The organism is Ferdinandcohnia sp. FSL W7-1320 (genome assembly GCF_038050315.1).
Classification (GTDB): Bacteria; Bacillota; Bacilli; order Bacillales; family Bacillaceae_L; genus Ferdinandcohnia; species Ferdinandcohnia aciditolerans.
The window spans coordinates 3,943,504-3,968,450 of the sequence record NZ_JBBPAM010000001.1 but is presented as its reverse complement, the minus strand read 5'-3'; the positions used below and the strand labels follow the sequence as shown (position 1 = coordinate 3,968,450).

Annotated in this window: 21 protein-coding genes and 1 pseudogene; 17 read left to right on the top strand and 5 right to left on the bottom strand. The window is 36.7% G+C overall.

What is annotated here, in order from left to right:
* The first annotated feature begins 18 nt into the window (after positions 1-18).
* From NST91_RS19505 to modA, 8 genes are all read left to right on the top strand, one after another.
* Positions 19-1,134, top strand: coding sequence for a glycoside hydrolase family 88/105 protein (locus tag NST91_RS19505; protein ID WP_341332466.1), 1,116 nt, complete (start codon positions 19-21; stop codon positions 1,132-1,134).
* Positions 1,135-1,137: 3 nt separating this feature from the next.
* The gene (locus tag NST91_RS19500) at positions 1,138-2,439 is read left to right on the top strand and encodes a Gfo/Idh/MocA family protein (RefSeq protein WP_341332465.1); all 1,302 of its coding nucleotides are present in this window, start codon (positions 1,138-1,140) and stop codon (positions 2,437-2,439) included.
* 185 nt (positions 2,440-2,624) lie between these two features.
* Positions 2,625-3,287 carry a YesL family protein gene (locus NST91_RS19495; protein WP_341332464.1) on the top strand — a complete coding sequence of 221 codons (663 nt, stop codon included), beginning with the start codon at positions 2,625-2,627 and terminating at the stop codon, positions 3,285-3,287.
* Entirely contained in the window at positions 3,259-3,984 is a 726-nt protein-coding gene (locus NST91_RS19490) for a rhamnogalacturonan acetylesterase (protein ID WP_341332463.1), read from the top strand. Before NST91_RS19495 ends, NST91_RS19490 begins: the two co-directional genes overlap by 29 nt.
* A 17-nt stretch (positions 3,985-4,001) precedes the next feature.
* Complete coding sequence (locus tag NST91_RS19485; RefSeq protein WP_341333566.1) at positions 4,002-4,838, top strand: sugar phosphate isomerase/epimerase family protein; 837 nt, start codon at positions 4,002-4,004, stop codon at positions 4,836-4,838.
* A gap of 56 nt (positions 4,839-4,894) precedes the next feature.
* Complete coding sequence (locus NST91_RS19480; protein WP_341332462.1) at positions 4,895-5,539, top strand: hypothetical protein; 645 nt, start codon at positions 4,895-4,897, stop codon at positions 5,537-5,539.
* 75 nt (positions 5,540-5,614) lie between these two features.
* Complete coding sequence (locus NST91_RS19475; protein WP_341332461.1) at positions 5,615-7,108, top strand: tagaturonate epimerase family protein; 1,494 nt, start codon at positions 5,615-5,617, stop codon at positions 7,106-7,108.
* 61 nt (positions 7,109-7,169) lie between these two features.
* Positions 7,170-7,946 (top strand): molybdate ABC transporter substrate-binding protein, encoded by a 777-nt coding sequence (gene modA / locus NST91_RS19470; protein ID WP_341332460.1) that lies wholly within the window; start codon positions 7,170-7,172, stop codon positions 7,944-7,946.
* 79 nt (positions 7,947-8,025) lie between these two features.
* Here the strand turns inward: modA and NST91_RS19465 are convergent, their stop codons facing one another.
* Both NST91_RS19465 and NST91_RS19460 read right to left on the bottom strand, forming a co-directional pair.
* Positions 8,026-8,271, bottom strand: a complete 246-nt coding sequence (locus tag NST91_RS19465) for a helix-turn-helix domain-containing protein (protein ID WP_341332459.1) — start codon at positions 8,269-8,271, stop codon at positions 8,026-8,028.
* A gap of 300 nt (positions 8,272-8,571) precedes the next feature.
* A complete protein-coding gene (locus NST91_RS19460) occupies positions 8,572-9,387 on the bottom strand; it encodes a bifunctional hydroxymethylpyrimidine kinase/phosphomethylpyrimidine kinase (protein ID WP_341332458.1) in 816 nt (271 codons plus the stop codon).
* Positions 9,388-9,611: 224 nt separating this feature from the next.
* Between NST91_RS19460 and trhO the strand changes: the two genes are divergently transcribed.
* The 3 genes from trhO to NST91_RS19445 all read left to right on the top strand — a co-directional run bounded on the left by trhO (position 9,612) and on the right by NST91_RS19445 (position 11,579).
* Entirely contained in the window at positions 9,612-10,580 is a 969-nt protein-coding gene (gene trhO, locus NST91_RS19455) for an oxygen-dependent tRNA uridine(34) hydroxylase TrhO (protein WP_341332457.1), read from the top strand.
* A gap of 85 nt (positions 10,581-10,665) precedes the next feature.
* Complete coding sequence (locus NST91_RS19450) at positions 10,666-10,932, top strand: hypothetical protein (protein ID WP_341332456.1); 267 nt, start codon at positions 10,666-10,668, stop codon at positions 10,930-10,932.
* Between the two features lie 20 nt (positions 10,933-10,952).
* The gene (locus NST91_RS19445; protein WP_341332455.1) at positions 10,953-11,579 is read left to right on the top strand and encodes an NUDIX hydrolase; all 627 of its coding nucleotides are present in this window, start codon (positions 10,953-10,955) and stop codon (positions 11,577-11,579) included.
* A gap of 14 nt (positions 11,580-11,593) precedes the next feature.
* On the opposite strand, the pseudogene NST91_RS19440 reads toward NST91_RS19445, so the two are convergent.
* Positions 11,594-12,496: pseudogene (locus NST91_RS19440) on the bottom strand (COX15/CtaA family protein).
* Between the two features lie 283 nt (positions 12,497-12,779).
* Complete coding sequence (locus NST91_RS19435; protein WP_341333565.1) at positions 12,780-14,861, bottom strand: transglycosylase domain-containing protein; 2,082 nt, start codon at positions 14,859-14,861, stop codon at positions 12,780-12,782.
* 163 nt (positions 14,862-15,024) lie between these two features.
* On the opposite strand from NST91_RS19435, the gene NST91_RS19430 reads away from it, so the two are divergent.
* Entirely contained in the window at positions 15,025-16,446 is a 1,422-nt protein-coding gene (locus tag NST91_RS19430) for an aldehyde dehydrogenase family protein (RefSeq protein ID WP_341332454.1), read from the top strand.
* 281 nt (positions 16,447-16,727) lie between these two features.
* Here the strand turns inward: NST91_RS19430 and NST91_RS19425 are convergent, their stop codons facing one another.
* A complete protein-coding gene (locus NST91_RS19425; RefSeq protein ID WP_341332453.1) occupies positions 16,728-17,870 on the bottom strand; it encodes an MFS transporter in 1,143 nt (380 codons plus the stop codon).
* Positions 17,871-18,004: 134 nt separating this feature from the next.
* Between NST91_RS19425 and NST91_RS19420 the strand changes: the two genes are divergently transcribed.
* From NST91_RS19420 to acnA, 5 genes are all read left to right on the top strand, one after another.
* On the top strand, positions 18,005-18,874 hold the full coding sequence (locus NST91_RS19420; RefSeq protein ID WP_341332452.1) for a LysR family transcriptional regulator: 870 nt from the start codon (positions 18,005-18,007) through the stop codon (positions 18,872-18,874).
* A 124-nt stretch (positions 18,875-18,998) separates the two neighbouring features.
* Positions 18,999-19,979 carry a tripartite tricarboxylate transporter substrate binding protein gene (locus tag NST91_RS19415; RefSeq protein ID WP_341332451.1) on the top strand — a complete coding sequence of 327 codons (981 nt, stop codon included), beginning with the start codon at positions 18,999-19,001 and terminating at the stop codon, positions 19,977-19,979.
* An 88-nt stretch (positions 19,980-20,067) separates the two neighbouring features.
* On the top strand, positions 20,068-20,976 hold the full coding sequence (gene prpB, locus NST91_RS19410; RefSeq protein ID WP_341332450.1) for a methylisocitrate lyase: 909 nt from the start codon (positions 20,068-20,070) through the stop codon (positions 20,974-20,976).
* Positions 20,977-20,988: 12 nt separating this feature from the next.
* Entirely contained in the window at positions 20,989-22,128 is a 1,140-nt protein-coding gene (locus NST91_RS19405) for a PrpF domain-containing protein (protein ID WP_341332449.1), read from the top strand.
* Positions 22,129-22,209: 81 nt separating this feature from the next.
* Positions 22,210-24,900 (top strand): aconitate hydratase AcnA, encoded by a 2,691-nt coding sequence (gene acnA, locus NST91_RS19400; RefSeq protein ID WP_341332448.1) that lies wholly within the window; start codon positions 22,210-22,212, stop codon positions 24,898-24,900.
* Positions 24,901-24,947 lie beyond the last annotated feature (47 nt).

Genomic DNA, 24,947 nt, shown 5'->3' with positions numbered 1-24,947 from the left:
GAGAAAGGATGAATATTCTTGAATAACACGATAGTTGAAAAATCACCTTTATATTTTGCACAAAAAATGTGTGACACTTTGATGACAAAGTTTACTCCAGAGGAGCTTCCACCTGGAGGACGTTGGCACTATCACCAAGGCGTATTTTTATGTGGAATGGATCTAGTTTACAACAAAACAGGTGAAGACAAATATTTTAATTACTTAAAGGCATATGTTGATCACAATATCGATGAAAATGGAAACTTATTATTTGCTAGAGATGAGTTAGATTCAATTCAAGCAGGACTGTTATTATTCCCATTATATAAAGCTACTGGATTAAAAAAATATGAAATAGCAGCACGACGTTTACGCAATATTTTTACAACTTTAAATCTTACAAGCGAAGGCGGATTCTGGCATAAGGATAAATACCCGTACCAAATGTGGCTAGATGGCTTATACATGGGTGGACCATTTGCGTTACATTATGCCAATGATTTCAATGAGCCAAATTTAATCGAGATGGTCATTCATCAGGAAAACTTAATGCGAAAGCATACAAAGAGTGAAGCGACCGGTTTATATCATCACGGTTGGGATGAAAAGGCGGTACAGCCATGGGCTCGTCCTGATGGTAAAGCTCCAGAGATTTGGGGGCGCGCTCTTGGTTGGTATGGATTAGCAGTCATAGACATGATTGATATTTTACCAGAGGGCCATCCACATAAGAAAGAGTGGATTGCATTCATTCGAGATTATGTTCGAGATGTCGTCAAATATCAGGATGAAAAGACTGGCCTATGGTACCAAGTTGTGGACAAGGGAGACAATGAAGATAACTGGCTTGAGACATCTGCTTCCAGTCTATTCGTTTATGTCATTGCCAAAGCTGTTTCTAAGAAATATGTAGGCGGGGAATTTGAAAAATATGCAACAAAGGCATATGAGGGACTGCTCAAGTATAAAGTTCAAGAAACTGAAGAAGGCACTCTTATTATAGATGATATTGTAATCGGTACTTCAATTGGAGTATATGACTATTATATTAATCGTGAGCGCAGCCATAACGACTTACATGGTGCAGGTGCTTTTATTATGGCAAGTATGGAGATGGAGAAATTGCTTGCTGAACATCCGGGGGTAAAATAATCAATGAAAAAATATGCAGTTTGTGGATTAAGTAACAGAGCACTAAAAATGTTTATTCCACCATTAGTTGAAAAGTTTGCAAAACAAAGCGAGATTGTTGGTTTGCTAGACAGCGATGAATACCGTCTTGAATTATGCAAGGAGAAATTTCCTGTATTAGCTCAAACACCGACATATCTTCCAAATCAGATTGATCAAATGATCGAGGAAACTAAACCGGATTGTATCATTGTTGTAAGCCGTGACAACACACATATCGATTACATTTTAAAAGCACTTGAACATGATGTTGATGTCATCACAGAAAAACCAATGGTTACAACCGCTAAAGATGCTAACAGGGTCATTGAAGCAGAACAACATAGTAAAGGTAAAGTGACTGTGGCATTTAATTATCGCTATAGTCCGTACCATCGAAAAATCAAGGAACTCGTTTTAGAAGGTAAAATAGGGAGAGTGACTTCGGTTGACTTGAATTGGTATATCGACACATACCACGGGGCGAGCTATTTCAAACGCTGGAATCGGAAAAGGGAACTTTCTGGTGGACTTTCAATCCATAAATCAACACATCATTTTGATCTTGTAAATTGGTGGATTGATCAATATCCAGAAGAGGTTTTTGCACATGGAGCCTTACATTATTATGGGCCAAATGGAGAGCTCAACCCAGACCCAAGTACTGATAACAGATATTGTGGTACATGCGATGTAAAAGATAATTGTGATTATTACTTAAGATGGAATCCTCGTGAATTTTCTGAAGTAATTGAAGATGATCACTTAAACATGGGCGATAAAAAAGAAAACAAATATACGGATTATCGACCGGATGCATGTATCTTTGACTCCGAGATAAACATAGAAGATACGTATACAGCTAGTGTAAAATACAACAAAGGTGCTCTATTAAGCTATTCTATTAATTTCTCTACACCATTTGAGGGCTATCGCTTAGCTATCAATGGTACTAAGGGAAGAATTGAAACTCAAGAATTTCATGCACCAAGTCGGGTACCTTTCGAAGTGCCTGAGCAAACAATTGATTACTATCCTTTATTTGGTTCAAAAGAAATTATTCATGTTGTCCAAACAGCTGGGGGTCATGGCGGTGGAGATCCTGTGTTAATTCATGATCTTTATCAAGGCATTGATCCAAGACGCCAATATGAAATACTCGCAGGTGCGGAAGCTGGAGCTTACTCAATCGCACTTGGAGAAGCGGTTTGGAAATCAGTCGAAGAGAAGAAACCAATTTCGATTAAAGAATTACTTAAAAGTTACCAAGGACAACTATCGGAATAAGTGTAACAATAAGTCGACAAGTCAGAAGCATAGAAGGTCAAGGAACTCGTCGCTTGAGGAACGGTACGAGGCACACATACAAGGACCTTGTTCTATCTTTGTAATAAACTACCGAGATTCGCAGTTTATCATTTGATGACTTTTTGAACTTCCTTAATAAACAAAAATAGAAAGGGGAAAGACATATGCTAGGAGGATTGGACAGTCCATTTTACCGTTGGTGTGGGGCTATATCACGTTTGATTTATTTAAATATGCTATGGCTTCTATTTACAATAATGGGACTAGTTGTTGCAGGATTTGTACCCGCAACTGTAGCGCTTTTTGCAGTAACTCGAAAGTGGATCATGGGAGATGAAGATATCCCTGTCTTTTCAACATTTTGGAGTGTATATAAGAAAGAATTCTTAAAATCCAACCTCCTAGGGCTTACCCTGTTCATAGCTGGATATATCTTATATGTTGATCTTGTATTTCTTCCAACCACAAGCATGTTTTTTATTGTGGTAAGGTATGCACTAATTGCAATTTGTTCAGTTTACATCGTAATTCTACTATATATTTTCCCAATCTACGTACATTTTAATGGGAATATAAAATCGTATATAAAAAATGCCGTCATGTACGGTCTATCCTACCCACTCGTTACTTTTGCGATGGTATTAGGGATTTTCATACTTTATATGGGATTTACTTATGTCCCATCCCTTATACCTTTTCTAAGTGTAAGTATACTAGCCTATTTTATTATGTGGCTAGCGCTGAAAGTATTTGCAAGAATTGAAGAAAAAGTAAATGGGAAAGACGAAGTAAAATCAAATGAGAGAGAACCAAGTTTTAGTAAATAGACAAATTGAAGGTGTTTCAATGAAAAACATTCATATATATATTGCCGGAGATTCGACAGTATCTGATTGCCCACCGAACGAAGAACCGCGTGCAGGATGGGGACAGGTAATCAACCAATATTTTAAAGAAAATGTTATCATTCACAATTTCGCAATTGGCGGTCGAAGTTCAAAAAGTTTTATAGATGAAAAGAGGTTAGAATCAATACTAAATGAAATTCAACCGAATGATTACCTCTTTATTCAATTTGGTCATAACGATCAAAAACAGGACCATCGTAGAACAGAACCATATTCAACCTATCAAGAATATTTGAGCAAATATATCGAAGGCGCTAGAGCAAAAGAGGCAATCCCGATTTTAGTAACTTCGATGCATCGAAGAACCTTCGATGAAAACGGAAAAATAATGAATAGTTTAGGAGAGTATCCGGAAGCGATGGTCGCCCTAGCAAAAGAAAAACAAGTGAGTATCATCGATTTATGGAGTGATTCGAAGAATTTATATGAATCTTTAGGTCCTGAAGAATGTAAAAATCTTTTTATTTGGTTTGAGCCGGGTGAACATCGAAACTACCCTGATGGAATTAGTGATGATACGCATTTTCGAGAGGACGGGGCAAATAAAATTGCCGAAATTATTGCCAAAGAAATTAAAAAAACAATCCCAGATTTAGCGTTATATCTTAAGGATTAAAGTGAGGTGTACATGTGATTAATCTAGGTATTCGCGCCCATGATGTGAAGGCTAGCTCTTTAGATGAACTTGTGCAAACAGTAAAAGATAAAGGGTTATCTTCTGTACAATTGGCCTTAGCAAAATCATTTCCACAACTAAATACGAGTTTAGGAAGTCTTTCACCGGGTTTTGCAAAGTATATAGGTAATGCTTTTCAACAAATGAACATCCAAATCGGAGTATTAGGCTGCTATATTAATATGATTCACCCAGATCAACAAGAACGTCAAAAAGCATTAGACCGTTTCAAGGAGCATATCCGTTATGCAAGAGATTTTGGTTGTAGTGTTGTTGGAACGGAAACAGGAAATGTCCATGCTAAAATGGGATTTACTGTAGATAATTTTCGAGAGAAACCTTTTTTAGATGTTGTAGATAGTGTGAAAGAACTTGTAAATGAAGCAGAAAAATTTGGAGTTATTGTGGGAATAGAAGCGGGAGTTAACCATCCTGTTTACAATCCAATGCTTTTAAAAAGGTTATTGGATGAAGTAAATTCAAATAATTTACAAATTATCTTTGACCCGGTAAATTTGTTAACTGTTGAAAATTACATTTATCAAGATGAAATTTTCAAAGAGGCAATCGAACTATTTGGAGATCGTATAATCATTGTTCATTGTAAAGACTTTGTTATTGAGAATGGCAAGTTAAAGTTTGCTCCTCCTGGTAAAGGGCTATTAAACTACGATTTAGTCATGGAACTGATTAAGCATAAAAAACCTTATATCCAATTTCTACTAGAAAGTACAACCGAACCTTTTATAGATGATAGTATTGCATTTTTACAAGAAAAATACGAAAATGCTTAGTATGGGATAATACGTAGTATATTCCTCTTATACACATCAGAAAGGATGAAAGGGCTTTGAGAGATAAAGGAAAGGTCAAAGAATTATTTGCAGCCATGAGTACAGCTGAAAAAGCCAAGTATATTTGGGAGTACTATAGATATTATCTAGTTGCTTTTGTTATTGTATTAATTGCCGCTATCTTTCTAGTAAACGACTATTCGCCCAAAAAGGATACTGCACTTTCAGTTCTTGTTTTAGGAGATTTGGTAGATTCAAATGAAATTAAAAATATTCAACAAAGGCTAAATGAAGGAATTCTATCTGAAGAAGAAAGAAAAACACATGAGGTATCGATTCAGGTAATCCCATATGCACCGGATGCTGCAGATTTAAATGTTGTTATGGCAGCTCTACAACGAGTAACTGGAGAAATATCTACTGGAGAACTCGATGTTTTGTTCATTGATAAAGAACAGTTCGAGATTATGAATGGGGAACAATATTTTTATAGCTTAGATAAATTAATAGATAAAAAACTACCAGTTGATAAGGAATTTATGTATTATGATTCTGAAAATCAGGCTACTGGAATCGATGCGCAAGCATTGCCACTATTTAACGAAGCAATAGATGATCCAAATGTGGTAATGGGTGTCATTGTAAATACCCAAAGAACAGAAAATATAGAAAAAGTTTTCAAGATTTTATTCGAAGAATAGTTATTTTTTCATTGCAATATTAGTATATTACGATATTATTTAATTTGAAGGCAATTTAATTAGGAGGCTATATCCATGGAACATATGAAGCAACTAGTTGAAGCATTAAAAAACGGAAACGTTTTCGAAAATTCTAGTGAAGTAAAAGTTTACGAGAAATCCTTAACTCATCATGATAATGTAAGCCTTGTCATGGTAAGGGACCAACAGCAAAAATGGATCCTTGCATCAGGCGAAGGAGCTTTATTTGAAGAATTAGAGGGTACAGTGATTTCCGAAAATGGAAAGGCTTGTCCATTAACACACGAAAATCGTTTAGTATTAAATCGTTACTTTGAATATACTGTTCCAAGAGCATTTGGTACAAAAATTGCAACAATGGGTCTAGGTGACCGCTTAGGTCTAGCTTCACCAGGACATATTGAAACTGTTCGCGACCATAATGTAAAGCCAATTCTTGCTCAACAAAGTATTCGTGAATTAACATTAACGAATCGTACAATGAATGATGTAATTGACGCAGCAAGCTTTGCAGTATTCCAAGAAGGATATACAGGTGGATTTGGTGCAGACGGTGACCACTTAAAAGAAGAAGAAGATATTAAAATGGCATTATCACTTGGTATGTCAATGCTAACATTAGATTGTTCAGACCATATTCAAAACCGAGTTGAGGGCTTAACAGTAGAGGAAATCAGTGCAGAATTTGATAGCCTCCCTGAAGAAACGAAGAATCACTATAATCAGCTATATTTAAACAAAGAATTCGATGTAAAAGGTCTTGAAATCGGATTTGATGAAAATACATTAAAGAAATTTGTATTGTTATACGGAAAGGCTTTAGAGTATATGGTCCATGTACATGAAACATATATCGAAAAAGCAGATCGTGATATTGATTTTGAAATTTCGATTGATGAAACTGAAACAGTTACATCTCCAGCAGCACATTTCTTTGTAGCAAATGAATTACAAAAACGTGGCGTAACAGTAACAAGCCTTGCTCCAAGATTCTGTGGTGAATTCCAAAAAGGAATTGATTATATCGGTGATATAGAACAATTCGAAAAAGAATTACGTGAACACGCGCTAATCGCTGAATACTTTGAATACAAATTAAGTATCCACTCTGGAAGTGATAAATTTACAGCTTTCCCAATTATCGCGAAGTATACGAATGGAGTTCTTCATGTTAAAACAGCTGGCACAAACTGGCTTGAAGCTGTACGTGTAATTGCAAAGGTAAATCCTGGATTATATAGAAGAATGCATGCATATGCTTTAGAACATTTAAATGAGGCACTTAAGTATTACCATATTACACCAGATATGAATACAATCGTACCACTTGATACAGTTTCTGATGAAAACCTTCCAGAATATATGAATAATGATGCAGCAAGACAAGTAATCCATGTAACATACGGATTATTGTTAACTGTAAAAGATGAAAACGGAAACTTCATTTTCAAAGATGAATTTTTCGGTACTTTGAATGATAATGAAGATGAATATCGTCAAGCCCTTGTTAAACACATTGGCAAGCACGTTGAATTATTAAACCTATAAAAAATGACTATTTTCAAAACACCTTTCTTTTAGCTATACTGGCTAAGGGAAGGTGTTTTTTATGCATAAATTTATCCTTATACTCTTTTTTGCTCTTTTTTTATCTGGCTGTGGGCCTCAAGGTACCGATCAGGAGTCTACTAAAGAGGTAGAATTAACGGTTTCTGCTGCTACAAGTATGCAGAATGTTTTACAAGAATTAAAGAACAATTTTGAAAAGGAACATTCTACAATTGATATCGCCTTTAATTTTGGCGCATCAGGTGCACTTGCACAACAAATCTCTCAAGGAGCTCCAGTTGATATCTTTTTATCGGCTTCTAAAGAAAAGTTCGATATACTTATTGATAAGGAACTTATTGACGAAGATCTCCAGCAAAATCTAACTGGCAATGAGATTGTGTTAATTGCTCCAAAACAAAACGAAAAGCAGATTACGGGAATAGAAGATTTGAAAACAAAGGCTGAACGGATATCAATAGGTATACCAGAATCTGTTCCTGCAGGGAAGTATGCGAAGGAAGCAATCGAAAGCATGGATATGTGGAATGAAATTGAAAATAAGTTAGTGCTTTCAAAAGATGTTAGGCAAGTCCTTACATATGTTGAGACTGGAAATGTTGATGCAGGGTTTGTCTACAAAACAGATGCACAATTATCAGATCAAATTCGGATTGTGATGAGTGTGGATACTAAGTATCATTCAGAGATTATTTATCCGATCGGAGTCTTAAAATCATCAGAACATTTAAATGAAGCAAAATTATTTTATGAATACTTATTGAGCGATGAAGCTATTGCTCTTTTAGAGGAATATGGGTTCTCAAACATAAAGTAAAAAGCAATTGGAGCATGATGTCCAATTGCTTTTTTGTTCTAGGTCTAGCTCAAGCACCTAGCCCCCTGTGCATTTGCTTTTACATATACGGATGTACACCCTTCGCAATCTCCTGTACGATGGTTGCAAGGGATGAGATTTGTTGATCGTCTAAGTTGAAAGAATCTTTGATTTTTGTTTCAAGATTATTCGTAATTCTACGTTTACCAACTTCAACAAGGGCAATAAGTGCAAAACTACAATTTACTGCTTTAGCAAAATCACGTTGAGTCATGTTGTTCTTTTTGCGTAAAAATTTTACAATATCTTTGTTTATCCTAGGCATTTTACACACTCCTTACCTATGGCTTTTTACATGTGGGAATATATATATGATTGCGTATCTATTATTCTATGATATTCACAATATTACCATCATATATAAAATTCGTCTAGGCAGGTTTTCAGGATGTCCAGCTTCAAGCGCCATCTGTTCGAGACAATAAGCGAATCGCTTCAGAAGGGAAAAAAACACTTTAAGTCAGCGTTCATCTTACGCTATTCACCAATAGAAGGGCGCCTTGCGTTTTCACATTGCCTAAGAATTTAAACAGCTGTAGAACCTGTCTACAGCTGTAATAGAGAATTACTTATCTCCATAAAGTCGGCGTGCAGCATGATTTGTTGGACCAACATATTCATTTAGTTGGAAGGAGTGACGAATGGCAGCTGTAATGAATTTCTTCGCTTCATATATGGCTTCCTTCACTTCTAATCCTTTTGCAAGTCCTGCTGCGATTGCAGCTGAAGAGGTGCAACCGGCACCGTGAGTAAATGTTGTTTCAAATCGGTCGCTTTCAAGGATCTCTATTTCTTTTCCATCATATAAAACATCTACTGCTTTATCATGTTTTAGCTTTCCGCCACCTTTTACGAGTACATATTTCGCACCAAGATCGTGTATCTTCACAGCAGCTTCTTTCATTTGATCAATAGTTGTGATTGAACCGATTCCACTTAGTTGACCTGCTTCAAATAAATTTGGAGTAATCACTGTTGCAAGTGGAGTTAGTATTTCTCTAAGGGCAACAGCATGATCCGGGAATAGAACTTCATCTTCTCCCTTACAAACCATTACAGGATCCACTACAAATTTTTGAAGATTATGTTTTTTAGCCGCATCTGCAGTAATTTCAATAATATCGACAGTAGGAAGCATACCAGTCTTTGCCGCATCGACACCTATTCCATCAAGGATTGTTGCTAATTGTGCCTTGATGATATCGAGGTCAACCGGAAAAACTTGGTGATTCCAACGATTATGCGGGTCCATCGCAACAATTACAGTTAAGGCAGACATGCCGTAAACTCCATGTTCTTGGAAGGTTTTTATGTCAGCTTGGAGACCAGCTCCACCACTACTATCAGAACCTGCAATCGTTAATGCTTTTGGTAAACTCATATTTGAAACCCCCATCTAAAAAGTTTGACAGACTTATTATATATCAATTGATAAAAATAGATATATTTATGCAATAAAAAAACGACTTTACAATATAAGGAAGGTATAAAACGTTGATTTAATAATAAAGAATTTGATACAATACACTGATGTAAGAGAAAAGTGTAATTCGATCCTAAACACATTCATATCTTGCAAATATTAATGATAGGCGGTCGAAAATAATGACAGAAACAAAACCTTATCGAGTATTACTTTACTATCAATATGTAACAATTGAAAATCCAGCAGAATTTGCAGCAGAGCATCTTGCTTTCTGTAAAGAAATCGGTCTAAAAGGTCGTATTTTAGTAGCGACAGAAGGTATTAATGGAACGGTCTCTGGAACTATTGAACAAACCGACAAGTATATGGAAGAAATGAGAAAAGATTCTCGTTTTGCAACAATGGTTTTTAAAATTGATGAAGCAGATGGACATGCTTTTAAGAAAATGCATGTTAGACCTCGTCCTGAGCTTGTCAACTTAAGCCTTGAGGATGATATTAACCCACATGAATTAACAGGTAAATATTTAAGTCCAAAAGAATTTTATGAAAAAATGCAAGATCAGAATACAATTATTTTAGATGCAAGAAATACGTATGAATATGATTTAGGACATTTCAGAGGCGCGATTAGACCAGACGTAGAAACTTTTCGTGATTTACCACAATGGGTAAGAGAAAACAAAGAAATGCTTGATGGAAAAAAGATACTAACGTACTGTACTGGCGGTATTCGTTGTGAAAAATTCTCTGGTTGGTTAGTAAGAGAAGGCTTCGAGGATGTTGGCCAGCTTCACGGAGGAATTGCAACATACGGTAAAGACCCTGAGGTACAAGGTGAACTTTGGGACGGCCAGCTTTACGTATTCGATGAAAGAATTGCTGTTCCAGTAAACCAAAAAGAGCATGTGATTGTAGGGAAAGACCATTTTACTGGAGAACCATGTGAACGCTATGTAAACTGTGCAAACCCTGAATGTAATGAACAAATACTTTGTTCTGAAGAAAATGAGCATAAATATCTAAGAGGCTGTACACATGAATGTCGCGTACACCCACGTAACCGTTATGTAGAAGAGAACGGGTTAACTGAGGAAGAAGTAGCAGAACGTTTACAAAACCTTGAAAAAGAATTAGTGCAACAATAATTATGAAAACCACAGTGTGAAAAACCACTGTGGTTTTTTCAAATACATAATTCTGGTACAATATAGGAAAAGAAAGGGGAGAATTGTGAAAATTATTGCATCTCAACCGTATATCACTATACAAAGAAAAATAGAGTGGAATGTGCAAAAGTATATTGAAAACCATCATCAGTTGCGATTGTTTGAAGACCGAATCCTTTCTTCTGCTAATGAATTTCATCTAGATCATGTGTATGATGTTTCCTACAGAGCGAGCTTTTTATATCTCCACACAAACCAAGGAGTATTCTCCTATAATATTAAAGAAGACCCAATTGATTTTATTAAAGCTTTTAAAGGTTTGAAACAGTAAATAACGTTTCGAGGTGAACTATGGAAATCGATAAAATTGTCAATATAGTTAAGGAACGCACTCCCTCTCTATTAGGCCGTGGAGATTTTAAGCGCTTTTCCATTCTTCTTCCTTTAATAAAAAAAGATAATGACGTTCATATCCTTTTTGAGGTTCGTTCAAGTCAATTAAGACGACAGCCAGGTGAGATATGCTTTCCAGGTGGAAAAATGGACCCAACGGATAGAGATGAGCGGCATACAGCCATTAGAGAAACGATGGAGGAACTAGGGCTAAATGAAAGTGATATTACAAATGTAAGTCCACTAGATTATTTTGTTTCCCCTTTTGGTACAATTATTTATCCATACGTAGGTGTAATCAATAATCCTGATGAGATTCAACCGAATCCAGCAGAAGTTGGAGAAATATTTACGGTTCCACTGTCATTCTTACAATCAAATCCTCCACAGATTTTTAAAGTGAATTTTCATGTAGAGCCCGAAGAAAACTTTCCTTTTAACGATATCATTGGAGGGGAAAATTATAAATGGCAGGTAAGAGGTATGGACGAATGCTTCTATTATTATGAAGACCGTGTCATCTGGGGTTTAACAGCCGGAATCCTAAAACACTTTTTAGAAGTAATTGAAAAAAGCCCTATATAAAGGGCTTTTGTGTTTTACTTTGTAAATTTAGTGCTTCTCCAATTCGTTACCTTTATTGATGTATGCGAAAAGTGTAGGGTAACCCAGGATTCTACAATGATGCCAAAAAGTGCGGTACCAATCGCTAGATGAATAACTGCCCAAGGAATAGATAATGCCGTCTTGATTGTGAAAATGCCTGCAATAATTTGTGATAAAACGGTTAGTGAAGTTAGCACAAGTCTTAATCGAATGCTTGTACTCCAGTTCTTAGTGAATGCAAAAAACGTCAGAATAAGTATGTAAATAGCTGAAGCATACGCAAAGAACCGATGTAAGGATTGTAAAATCTGAGCTTTATTTAATGGAAGGAAAGAGTTTGAACAAGATAACCATTCGCATGCTAAACCATACGACTGATGCTTTATATAAGCGCCAAAACCTAAGGTGAAAGTTAGCAGTAATATAAGGATGAAATAGTGCTTCTTTAAGGGTGACGCATTACTTACGCTGACTGTTGAACTTGTTTGGCATTTCCATATAAAAAGCAAGCATGCAAAATAGGCCATTGCAATAAGTAGATGAATGGTAACAACAATTGCTGGCAAATCAAGTAAAACAACAATCGCACCAAGAATAACCTGAAGGATAAGGAGAAGCATCATCCAATTTGCTGTTGTTTTTACATGATTTTCAGTTTCAGTTCGCTTAACTTTTAAAAATAATATGGCAGAAAGAACAAAAAGCAGAGCACCAATTACACGATGTGCATATTCAATGAGTGTTTCACCTTATAATACAGGTATTAATACACCGTTACATAATGGCCAATCTGGCCCACAGCCCATACCTGATTGAGATGAAGCGACATAACCACCAAACACAATTAAAAAATAAGCTACAAGAATAGATAAGATAGAAAGACCCCGAATGCCCAACAATCATACCCCCAATTATTTGATAGTATTAGTGTACCAACGTGAATTTCGGAATGTAGTGGTTTTAATCACACTTTTTAGAAAATTTGGCATTCATGATTTGGATGAAAGCAGTCAGACTTTCCTTGGAATACATCGGATTGCAGTAATTAGGAAGTAGATGGGCTTCAACTATCGTATAAATATGCCTCCTACCAGTTATTAGGAAGTTGATAGCACTCCAATCATCTTAATAGCACAAAAAAAGAGTATCGGTTTCCCAATACTCTTTCAAGTTTATATGTCAGTTTCCTAGTAGATCTCTAAGTTTGTTTTCAACCTTTTCACTGACATTCTTAATGTCTTTTTTTGCCTCTTCCAATACAATCTTCCATTTGGCACTTTCTTCTTTTAATGTTTCTTCGATTTTTTCAGCTTGCTCTTTAATTTCTTCCTTTGTAATCGTTTTTCGGTCCTCTTGTCCCGAAAGCTTCGCATTAACAGAAACAACATCAAAGGAGTCTACTTCCATTGTAGGAAGTACTTCGTCCATTATTCCTTTAAATAAAGGAACAATATAGTCAGAGCTACTACCTTGGATATAATGTGTTTTGTCTGTTTTGTCATAGCCCATCCAAACGGCACCGACGAAATTAGGTGTATATCCAACAAACCATTGGTCCTTAGTTCCATTAATCTCTTTATAAGGGAGCTGGGTAGAACCTGTTTTCCCAGCTAGCTCAACTCCAGGGATTTTTGTGCCTCTACCTGAACCTGTTTCAACAACGTTTAGTAGCATAGAAGTCATATCGTTTGCCACTTTTTTTGATGTAACCTTAGTTGTTTTATGCTTATGTTCAGCAATGACATTTCCTGTTGGTCCTACTATTTTTGAGATTAGATGTCCTTCCGGTCGTTTTCCTTCATTTGCAAAGACTGAATAAGCCTCCGCTAGTTGTAAAGGTGAAGTCCCTTTATGCATTCCACCCAGTCCGATACCTAGATATTTATCTTCTTCTGAATATGGAATACCAAATCTTCGTAAAGAATCAAGTCCTTTATTAAGTCCAATTTGGTCTAACAGCCAAACGGTCGGTGCATTTAAAGAGTGCTCAAGGGCTTCATACATTTTTACTTCACCTTGGTACGATTTTGAGAAGTTTTCAGGTGTGTAATCTCCATATGTTTTTAACTCATCAACTAATACGGAAGTGACTTCATACCCTTCTTCAAGTGCAGGAGTATATACTGCTAATGGCTTTAGTGTTGACCCTGGTTGAGCCTGCAAATGAGTTGCTCGATTAAAACCACGGAATACATGTTCACCACGGCCGCCGACTAAACCGAGCACACCTCCAGTCTTTGGATGTAACATTACAGCACCACTTTGTACAAGAACGTCCCTCCCCTTAGGGAAAAGATAGTCCTTTTTATAAACATCTTCAAGGGCAGATTGAATGTCTTGATCCATCTCAGTATAGAAGCGATAGCCACGAGTCAGAATCTCCTCTTGCGTCAACCCATATTTCTTAATGGCCTCATCTAGCACTGCGTCAACATAATAAGGATAGTTTCTTTCTATATAGCTTCCACCACCATCTTCAAGCTTGATTTCTTCTTGTTTCGCTTGTGCATATTCATCATCGGAAATCATCTGTAACTCATGCATTTTTAACAGAACTGTATTTCTTCGCTTAATCACACCATCATAGTTTTTATAAGGATTTAAAGCTGATGGTGCTTGGAGAATTCCAGCAAGCATTGCAGCCTCACTGATTGATACATTGTCAATTTCCTTATTAAAGTACTTTTTCGAAGCTTGGCTAATGCCCCATGATCCATTTCCGAAGAAGACTTGATTTAAATACATTTGTAAAATCTCATCCTTGGTATAATGCTTTTCAATTTCCAATGCTAAAAAGAGTTCTTCGATTTTACGTTTATAGGTTTGTTCAGGAGAGAGAAGCGCATTTTTTGTAAGTTGCTGAGTAATCGTACTGCCTCCACCTGTAATTCTTCCGGCAAATAAATTATTAAAAAAGGCGCGTGTGATTCCTTTAATATCAAAACCATTATGGGAATAGAAGCGCTCATCCTCTATTGCAATAACCGCATTTTTTACATGCTCAGGAAGTTCTTCTACCAAGACACCCTCAGTTCGATTTGTTGAAATATTGGTTGCGACTTCACCATCTTTATCATAAATAACAGTTGCTTGACGCAAACCGTCTTTCAATGATTGAACGTTTGCCTGAGTAGCCATAAAGGCAAAGAAGAGCATAGACAATAAGATAAACACCAATACAATAAGTAATAAAATTTTAGTAATATGCTTATCTCGCCAAAAACGTTTAATAGATTCCCAAAGTCGTTTTATATACGGCATTATCTTTTCAAAAATACCTCTCATATTTGTTTCTCCATTCATTAGGATACTGAACTTATATTTTATAACAGTTATTCGAATAAGAAAAATATAATATAATCAATTTATAGATTATATTTATAAGTTGTACGAATAGATGAAGTGTTTTATGGGAGGGTAAAAAATGGAAAAACAACAATTATTCATCAATGGAAAATGGGAAGAAGGCGTCCAGTACGAAGAATTACGCTCACCCTATAATCAAGAGGTCATTTCAATGATCCCTTTAGCTACAAAAGAACAGGTAGAAAACGCAATTGCAAGTGCCCAACAAACGACAAAAACAATGCGAAATTTAACAGCTTTTGAGCGGGCAGAAATCTTAGAAAAGGTATCTGATCTGTTTACTGAAAGGCTCGAGGAATGTGCTCTTATCCTAGCTTCTGAAAATGCCAAACCACTAAAAGCTGCGAGGGGAGAAATTGTTAGAACTGCTGAAACTTACAAATTTGCTGCAGAAGAGGCCAAGCGCCTTCACGGGGAGACTGTCCCACTTGATGCTGCAAAAAGCGGGAAAGGAAGATTTGGATACACAAAAAGAGAACCGCTAGGTGTCATCGCGGCAATCACGCCATTTAACTTTCCTTTTAATTTAGTTGCACACAAGCTTGGCCCAGCCTTTGCGGCGGGAAATACGGTCGTATTAAAGCCTGCATCACAAACACCTTTAAGTGCAATTATGACAGCGAAGCTATTTGAAGAAGCTGGACTGCCAAAAGGTGCTCTGAATGTCGTGACAGGAAAAGGCAGTGTGGTAGGAGATTTACTTGTTCAGGACGATCGTGTGAAAATGATTACTTTTACAGGTAGTGTACCAGTAGGAATGCGAATTAAAGAGAAAGCAGGACTTAAGCGCGTTACTCTCGAATTGGGCTCGAATGCTGCTGTCATCATTGATAGTACTGATGATTTGGAGACAGCAGCAGCTCGTTGTGCAGAGGGAGCATTCAATTTTGCTGGGCAGGTATGTATTTCGGTTCAACGTATCTATGTGAATGAAAATGTATTTGAAGAGTTCGTTGGAAAATTGAAGTACTATACTAGACAACTAGTTCTTGGTGACCCAAAATCAGAAACGACAGATGTATCATCTCTCATCAATCCAAACGAAACGGATCGAATCGATAAGTGGGTCCAAGAGGCGAAGGCAGATGGCGCAAAAGTCGTCTATGGTGGTAAACAAGATGGAACTGTCTTCCAACCTACAATCTTAGTAAACACTAACGAAAAACTTTCCGTTTCTTGTAATGAAGCATTTGGTCCGGTTGTGTCCGTTAATTCGTATAAAACATGGGATGAGGCTATCAGTCTCGTAAATGACTCAGAATATGGGCTGCAGGCAGGAGTCTATACCACAAATATTCAAAGAGCATTTGAGGCAGCTGACAGATTAGAGGTAGGAGGAGTCATCATTAATGATATTCCAACCTTTAGAGTTGATAATATGCCATATGGGGGAGTTAAAAACAGTGGAGTTGGAAAAGAAGGTATCAAATATTCGACAGAAGAAATGACAGAATTGAAATTTGTATCCTTTAAACTATAAATACGAGTTCAAAAGGAGGTGAAAAGGACCGAGCAGTTCAAGGCTGTGTAGCTCCCGAGTACCGGAGTGTGGCAACTCCTTGAGTTAACTCCCTTGCAGCCTTGCGCTGAGGAATTGACTTCGTGAAAAAACAAGTAGACGCAAGCACATAACCTAGTAATTCACTATATTCTTGGAGTGATTTACACAGAAATTCGATGTGTCATTTTGGACTGACTTTTTGAACATCCTATAAACGAACAAGCCTACAGCAACTTTCTTATGCTGTAGGCTTTTCTTTTTTATGAAGCTAGTTTTCTTTTCTTTTCGGGTTTAATAGCAAATAATCCACCAAGTAAAAACGTCCCACTAATAAAAAATACGGAAAAAATACCAGCCCAGGAACCAACTAAGCCAAAGAAGACAGGGGCTATTAATTGTGATAAACGATTTGAGGCAAGTCGCAGTCCCAGTACTTCACCAGTTCTTGATTTTGGTGAAGCATTATAGGTAGTGGTCATTGAAAGAGGCTGGCCACAGCCGAGTCCAAGTCCCATGAGAGCACTTAGCGCACTTAATAAAATCACACTTCCAGTAAACGGAACTAATAAAAATGAGATACCTGCCATAAAAACGGATGCAATTAAAACTTTGTCTCTTCCAAGTTTTTCTGTTAATGCGGGTAATAAGAACCGAACGAGAATAATCGCTAACCCCTGTATTGAAATAATCCAGCCAATTGTTGAGGTAGATATCCCATACTGCTTTGCGAATAGTGGGAAATAAGCAACGAAGATATCCTTTGAATATAGGACAAGCGCACTTGATATTAATGCTTTTCTTAATAAAGGCATTTTTAATAATCCAACTGAGGCACCTATGCTCATTTTTTGCTTCGTTTTTTGCTTCCTTAGGACAGGAATAAATAAGGAAATCAAAATAGGAATGATATTAATAAAAATCGAAGCAAGGAATACAGAAGAATAAGATATGTGTTCTCCTAAATATCCGCCGATTATCGGACCAATCATCGCTCCCATCGCGGTTGCAATTCCGAATAGACTGTAATATTGATCCCGTTTTTCCTCGGAAGCAATATTTCCGAGTATGTTTTGTAAAGAAACTGTGATAAAAACAGCAGCTGTACCGACTATTAATTGCGATACAAACAAGCTTGCCATTGAAGGAAAATAATAAGGAATGACCATTCCAAGTGATATTCCGGCTAAACCAAGAAATACAGGTAATCGGTCTCCGATTTTATCGGCAATTTTGCCAGCATGGATTGCGAAAATTAGTGAAAAAAAAGCATACGCTGCTGTAAGAATTCCAATATCAAATGTGTTTGCCCCCATTTCAGAGGCATATAACGTGATGATCGGTCTTGTTGTATTTAAGATTGTTTGAAAACCAGTGCAGATAATGATGACTATCCAAAGAATCATGTTTCTCCCTCACCAAAAAATTTCTTATTTTGTAATGATAAATATAGTATATTGATAGATATAAGTAAAATATTGTATTTGAATTAATAGCCATAAGATTTATGAATATCTAATGTATAAAAGGAGGGAATGAAATGCGAAGTCAGGATTGGGAAATTCTTAAGGTCCTCTATGAAAATAAGAATATTACAAGAACAGGTAAACAATTATTTATCTCACAACCGGCCCTAACAAATCGTATCAAACAAATTGAAAAAGAATTTGGGATCAAAATAATTAATAGGGACAGACGAGGTGTCCAGTTTACTCCACAGGGCGAGTACTTGGCGAAAAGTGCAGAGGAAATGATCTTAAAATTAAAACAAATAAAGGATCATTTGACTAATATGGAGAGTAAGGTTGTTGGAACAATAAATTTGGGTGTATCCAGTTTTTTCACCAAATATAAACTGCCACAATTATTAAGGGCATTTAAAGACAACTATCCAAATGTTGAGTTCAAAGTAACGACAGGATGGAGCCGAGATCTTTTCCATTCACTATATAAAAAGGATATCCATATCGCCTTTGTTCGCGGGGAATATACATGGATTGAGCAAAAACACTTATTATTTGAAGATCAATTATGTATTGCTTCAAAGGAGGAAATTGATATCAGCAATTTGCCAAATCTACCTCGCATTGATTATAAAACGGATAATCTACTAAAATCTATAATTGATCATTGGTGGATTGAAAACTTTACAAGACCTCCTATGGTTACGATGGAGGTGGATCAAGTGGATACTTGTAAAGAAATGGTTGTAAATGGACTTGGGTATGCAATAATGCCGGGCATGATTTTAAAAGGAAATGAAGATATTCATAAAGTGTTTATTACGGATAAAGAAAATAATCCATTAATTCGTAATACATGGATGCTTTATCATAATGAATCACTAGAAGTAAATGTAATTAACGCATTCGTTTCATTTATATCATCCTTAGATTTGCGAGATTTGTAAATTCTGTGAACTTTATGAACAAAATAGGGTTATTGTTGTTAATTTCTTTTAAATTGAAAACGATTACATTTTTGTATATTAAAAGTATTATAAGGTTGTGAAAATTTAAAAAAGGGGTGGGAAAATGAAAAAGCTTTTTTCGTTTATTGCAATTTTATCTTTACTATTTGTTGCAGCATGTTCTTCTGGTGCATCAGGTGATAAAAAATCATTTCCAACTGGGAATATTGAACTTGTAGCACCAGCAACTCCAGGGGGTGGTTGGGATGCAACTGCTAGAGCAATCCAAAAGATTCTTAAGGATGAAAGCATTGTAGACCAAAACATTAATGTAGTTAATAAGCCAGGGGGAAGTGGAGAAGTAGGCTGGCAATATCTTTCTACAAAAGACGCACACCATCTTTCTATTAACTCAAGTCTACTTATTACAAATAACTTATTAGGCCAAAGTGAATTAACTTATGAAGATTTCACTCCACTAGCAATTTTAACAACTGAGTGGATTTCAATTGCAGTTGGAAATGATTCCGAGTTCAAAACTGCAAAAGATGTTATGGAACAATTGAAAAAGGATCCAGGATCTTTAACAATTGCAGTTGCGCCAGGATTAGGTAACAACGATCACCTGTCATTTGTACAAGCAGCAAAAACATACGGTGTTGACGTATCTAAATTAAATTTCATGATATATGAGAGTGGTGGAGATGTAGTAACAGCTCTTTTAGGTGGTCACGTAGATGTTGCAACAATGGCAGTTTCTGAGTCTAAGGATCAGCATATTGCAGGCAACTTCAGAGTAATTAGCGTTTCTTCTGATGAAAGAATAGAAGGTTTAGAGGATGTTCCTACATGGAATGAACAAGGTGTAGATATGGTATTCCCTCACTGGAGAGGTATCATGGGACCTAAAGATATGACGGAAGAAGAAATTGCTTACTGGGATAAAGTAATCGGAGAAATGGTTGAAACCGATGCTTGGAAAGACCTAGTGAAAAATAATGACTGGACTCCACTCTACAAGAATAGTAGTGAAACAACTAAATTCTTGGAAGAACAAACTACAATGTATAAAGATTTAATTAGTGAATCTGGTTTAGTTGACTAATGAAAAGACGGGGCCCTATTTAGTAGGGTCCTTCGTTCTTTCATGACCATGGGTTTTACTTATTAGAAAAATGAAATGAGGGAATATCATGACATGGCTTGTTGAACAACAAAAGAGTCAAAAAGAATTAGCAGAGGACTTTATAAATTATATAAAGGCAGGACCAATCTTGAAGATTATGGGTACACATGACGGCATGGCTGCATTAATGGCTAAAAAGGTTGGCTTTAAAGCATTGTACTTATCTGGTGGGGCTTATACGGCAAGTAGAGGGCTACCGGATTTAGGTGTATTACATTCACAAGAGGTTGCCGAAAGAGCACGTGAAATTATTCGTGCATCAAATTTGCCATTATTAGCTGATATTGACACTGGCTTTGGCGGAATCTTAAATGTTGCCAGAACGGCTAAAGAAATGGTGGAAGCGGGTGTAGCTGCCGTTCAAATTGAGGATCAGGATTTACCAAAAAAATGTGGTCATTTAAATGGAAAAAAATTGGTCACAGCTGATGAAATGTCCCAAAAAATTAAAATCATTAAAGAAGTTGCTCCTTCATTGGTTGTTGTTGCAAGAACAGATGCACTTGCTGTTGAAGGTAGAGAGGCTGCTATCCATAGACTAAAAAAATATGTAGAAGCAGGCGCTGATGCTATTTTCCCTGAGGCATTAATTACCGAAGAAGACTTCAGGGCTTTCAGCAAAAAATTTGAGGTTCCTTTATTAGCAAACATGACCGAATTTGGAAAAACTCCATACTTTACAGCTGAAGAATTTGAATCATTTGGTTACTCGATGGTTATTTATCCGGTTACCTCTTTGAGAGCAGCAGCGAAAGCATATGAAATTGTATTCTCTGAAGTATTCGAGAAAGGTACACAGCGTGATGTGTTAGATAAGATGCAAACACGTAAGGAACTATATGAAACCATTAAACTTCATGACTATGAGGATCTTGATCAAGAAATAGCTAAAACCATTGTTCCTGAAATGAAGTAGGGAGGAAGAATAATGTCTCAATTCTCTGTGCGTTGTGTTGTTTATAGAGGTGGCACAAGTAGAGGTATCCTTTTTCATGAAAAAGATTTACCAAAAAATAAAGAATTAAAGCACAAAATTTTTTTAGAGGGAATTGATGCATACAATCCCTCACAAGTAAATGGCTTAGGAAGTGGTACATCTCATACTAGTAAAATCATGGTTATTTCAGAGCCGTCTGTTGAAGGTGCGGACCTTGATTATACATTTTATCAAATTGGCATTGGAGAGCAAGTTGTTGATGATAAAGGAACATGTGGAAATCTAATGGCGGCTATAGGAGCATTCGCGGTAGATGAAGGCCTTGTGTCAACGAACTCAAACGATGATTTTGTGACTGTATCAGCTTTTAATAAAAATATAAATAAAATGATAAAAATGAAGGTTCCTCTATCAAACGGTAAAGCAAAGGTATCAGGAGATTATTTGATGCCAGGAGTTGTTACCCCTGGAGCAAAAGTCATGGTTAATATTCTTTCGCCTGGAGGGGGAAAGACTGGGAAAACAATTCCAATCGGTCTGAAAACAAAGATAGTTACTAGTAAAAGAATCTATGAAGCATCATTTATTGATATTGTTAATCCATTTGTGTATGTAGCAGCAAGTGAATTTGGGATAGTAGGTTCAGAGCTAAATCATGTTGTAGGAGCGAATCATGAATTATTGTCTGAGTTAGAGGAAATTCGATTGAAGATGGCAGTTGCCGGCGGTATCGCAAAAAACGAGGATGAAGCAAAAAACATTCCCTCCATACCGAAAATTGCTATAGTTGCTAGTCCACACGATTATGTGACTTCAGCAGGAAAGCATATTAACGCGAACGATATTGATATTGTCACAAAAATGGTTTCTATGAAGAAATTTCACCGTACTTTTGCAGGGAGTGGGTTATATAACTTAGCTTCATCTGCATTGCTTGAGGGCACCGTTCCAAATCAATACTCCAGAAAGAAAGATGGAAGTGTTGAACAAATTATTCGAATCGGTCATCCAGAGGGTATCGCAGAGGTTCGCGTTGCATTAACCAAGGAGCAGGCAGATGTTGCTTCTGTTGGCTTAGATAGAACAGCCCGAAGAATAATAAAAGGTGATTTATATATCCCTAAAAAATAGTGTTAATCATAAATAGTCTAGCTGATTGCCATCAACTAGACTATTTTTTCAATGTTTAATAACAACAAGGGAGGCAAATTCATGAGTGTAACGGAATCTCTGTCTACATTAAAAAGAACATTATATGTGGATGGAAAAGAATATCAATATTATAGAATAAAAGAACTAGAATCGAGTGGGTATCCTATTTCATCATTACCTAATTCTATTAAAATGATGCTAGAAGCTGCTGTTCGCCATCTAGATGGAAAGCAAATCACCACTTCACATATTGAACAACTTGCAAACTGGGAGAAGACACAATGGGAGAAAAAAGAAGTTCCATTCAAGCCGGCTAGAATTGTCTTTCAGGATTTTACAGGAATTCCTGCTATCGTGGATTTAGCTGCCATGAGAGATGCTGTGAAACGAAAAGGTGGAGATGTATCACGAATTAATCCCCAAATTCCAGTAGATTTAGTTATTGACCATTCAATGATTGTTGATTATTTTGGGAATCAAGAATCCCTGTCTGATAATCTTAAGCTTGAGTATGAACGAAATTTAGAAAGATATCGCTTTGTTAGGTGGGCACAAACTAGCTTTTCTAATTTTAGGGCAGTACCACCATCAAACGGGATTGTTCACCAAGTTAATTTAGAGTATTTGGCTACATCGATTGTCACAAAAAATGAAAATGGAGAAAATGTTGTTTATCCAGATTCTCTTGTAGGGACAGATTCTCATACACCCATGATTAATGGCCTTGGTACAATAGGATGGGGTGTTGGTGGAATCGAAGCAGAAGCAGCCATGCTTGGACAACCACTTTATTTCGTGATTCCTGAGGTAGTAGGAATAAAGCTTTCAGGTAAGCTTCAAGAGGGTGTTACTGCAACAGACCTTGCATTAACAATTACAAATTTACTTCGAAAAAAAGGAGTAGTAGGCAAGTTTGTTGAGTTTTTTGGAACAGGATTATCCAGTATTTCTTTAACTGACCGAGCAACAATTGCCAATATGGCTCCTGAATATGGAGCGACTATGGGGTATTTTCCGATTGATGAAGTGACATTAGATTATCTCGAGCTAACAGGTCGTGGAGAAAACCGATCATTGATAAAGGCATATTATGACGCCCAAGGTTTATTTAGAACAGATGATACCACTAATCCGAATTTTACTGAAACACTAGAGTTAGATTTATCATCAATTAAACCAACAGTTGCTGGTCCGAAAAGACCACAGGATAGTATTGAATTACGCTTGATGAAAGACGAGTTTACTAAAGTCGTAACAAAGCCGGTTGCTAGTGACGGTTATGGCTTAGATGAATCCGAACTTAATAAAAAGGTTGAATTAAAGGACGGTAGTGTGATCAGTACTGGTTCACTCGTACTCGCAGCCATTACAAGCTGTACAAATACCTCAAATCCAAGTGTGATGGTAGCTGCAGGGCTAGTGGCTAAAAAGGCATTGGAACTTGGCCTTAAGAAGCCCGAGTTTGTAAAAACAAGTTTAACACCAGGATCACGTGTCGTAACAAAATACCTTGAAGCATCGGGCCTACTTAAGGCATTAGAGGAGATTGGATTTTATGTTGACGGTTATGGTTGTGCAACGTGCTGCGGAAATAGTGGGTCCCTTCTTGAATCTGTCGAAGAGGCAATTAAAGAGAATAATCTTCTTGTCACTTCTGTTTTAAGTGGAAATCGAAACTTTGAAGGACGAGTACATCCACTAATAAAAGCGAATTACTTAAGTTCTCCGCCATTGGTGGTTGCATTTGCTTTAGCGGGTTCAGTTCAATTGGATATGTACTCAGAGCCAATTGGTTTCGGAAATAATGGAAATCCAGTTTATTTAAAAGATATTTGGCCAACTACAGAAGAAATTAATGAAGTGATCAGTTCTTCTATTACAAACGAGCTATTTAAAGAGGAGTATGAACATATTTTTGAAAATGAGGCATGGTCATCGATTGAATCATCTGAAGGGTTGCTTTATAAATGGGATGATCAATCATCCTATATACAAGAAGCGCCGTATTTCCTTGAAGAGCTTTCAACTATAAAGAAAGACTCAGCTTTCAAAAACATGAAAGCCTTATTATTGTTAGGTGACTCCATTACAACAGATCATATCTCTCCAGTTGGGCAAATTCCAGTAAAAAGCCCAGCCGGTATATACCTAACAGATAAAGGTATTCCAGTTCGGGAATTCAATGCATATGGTTCAAGAAGGGGAAATCATCATGTCATGGTTAGGGGGACATTTGCGAATATCCGAATTCGAAATAAATTAGCTAACGGAATAGAAGGAGGCTTTACCACGTATCTTCCAACTGGTGAAATCATGCCAGTTTATGATGCAGCAGTGAAGTATAAAGAAGAAAATCATAACCTTCTAATCATTGCAGGTAAAGAGTATGGCACGGGAAGTTCACGTGATTGGGCTGCTAAAGGAACCGCGTTATTAGGTGTTAAAGTAGTCCTAGCAGAGAGCTTCGAGCGCATTCATCGTAGCAATTTAGTAGGGATGGGAGTCTTGCCACTTCAATTTAATGAAGGTGAAAGCGCCGAAACCTTAAAATTAGATGGTAGAGAAGACTTTGAAATACAAGATCTAAACGGAGAAATCAAACCAGGACAAATGGTTCAAGTGATTGCAAGGAAACAAGACCAAGTAGAACCAATTGAATTCACCGCTAATGTACGTTTAGATAGTGTAGTTGAAATCGAATATTATCAAAACGGTGGTATTTTACAATCCGTACTTGAAAATCTTTCATAAACGATAAAAACCCTTAGTAAAATTACTAAGGGTTTTAATATACTACT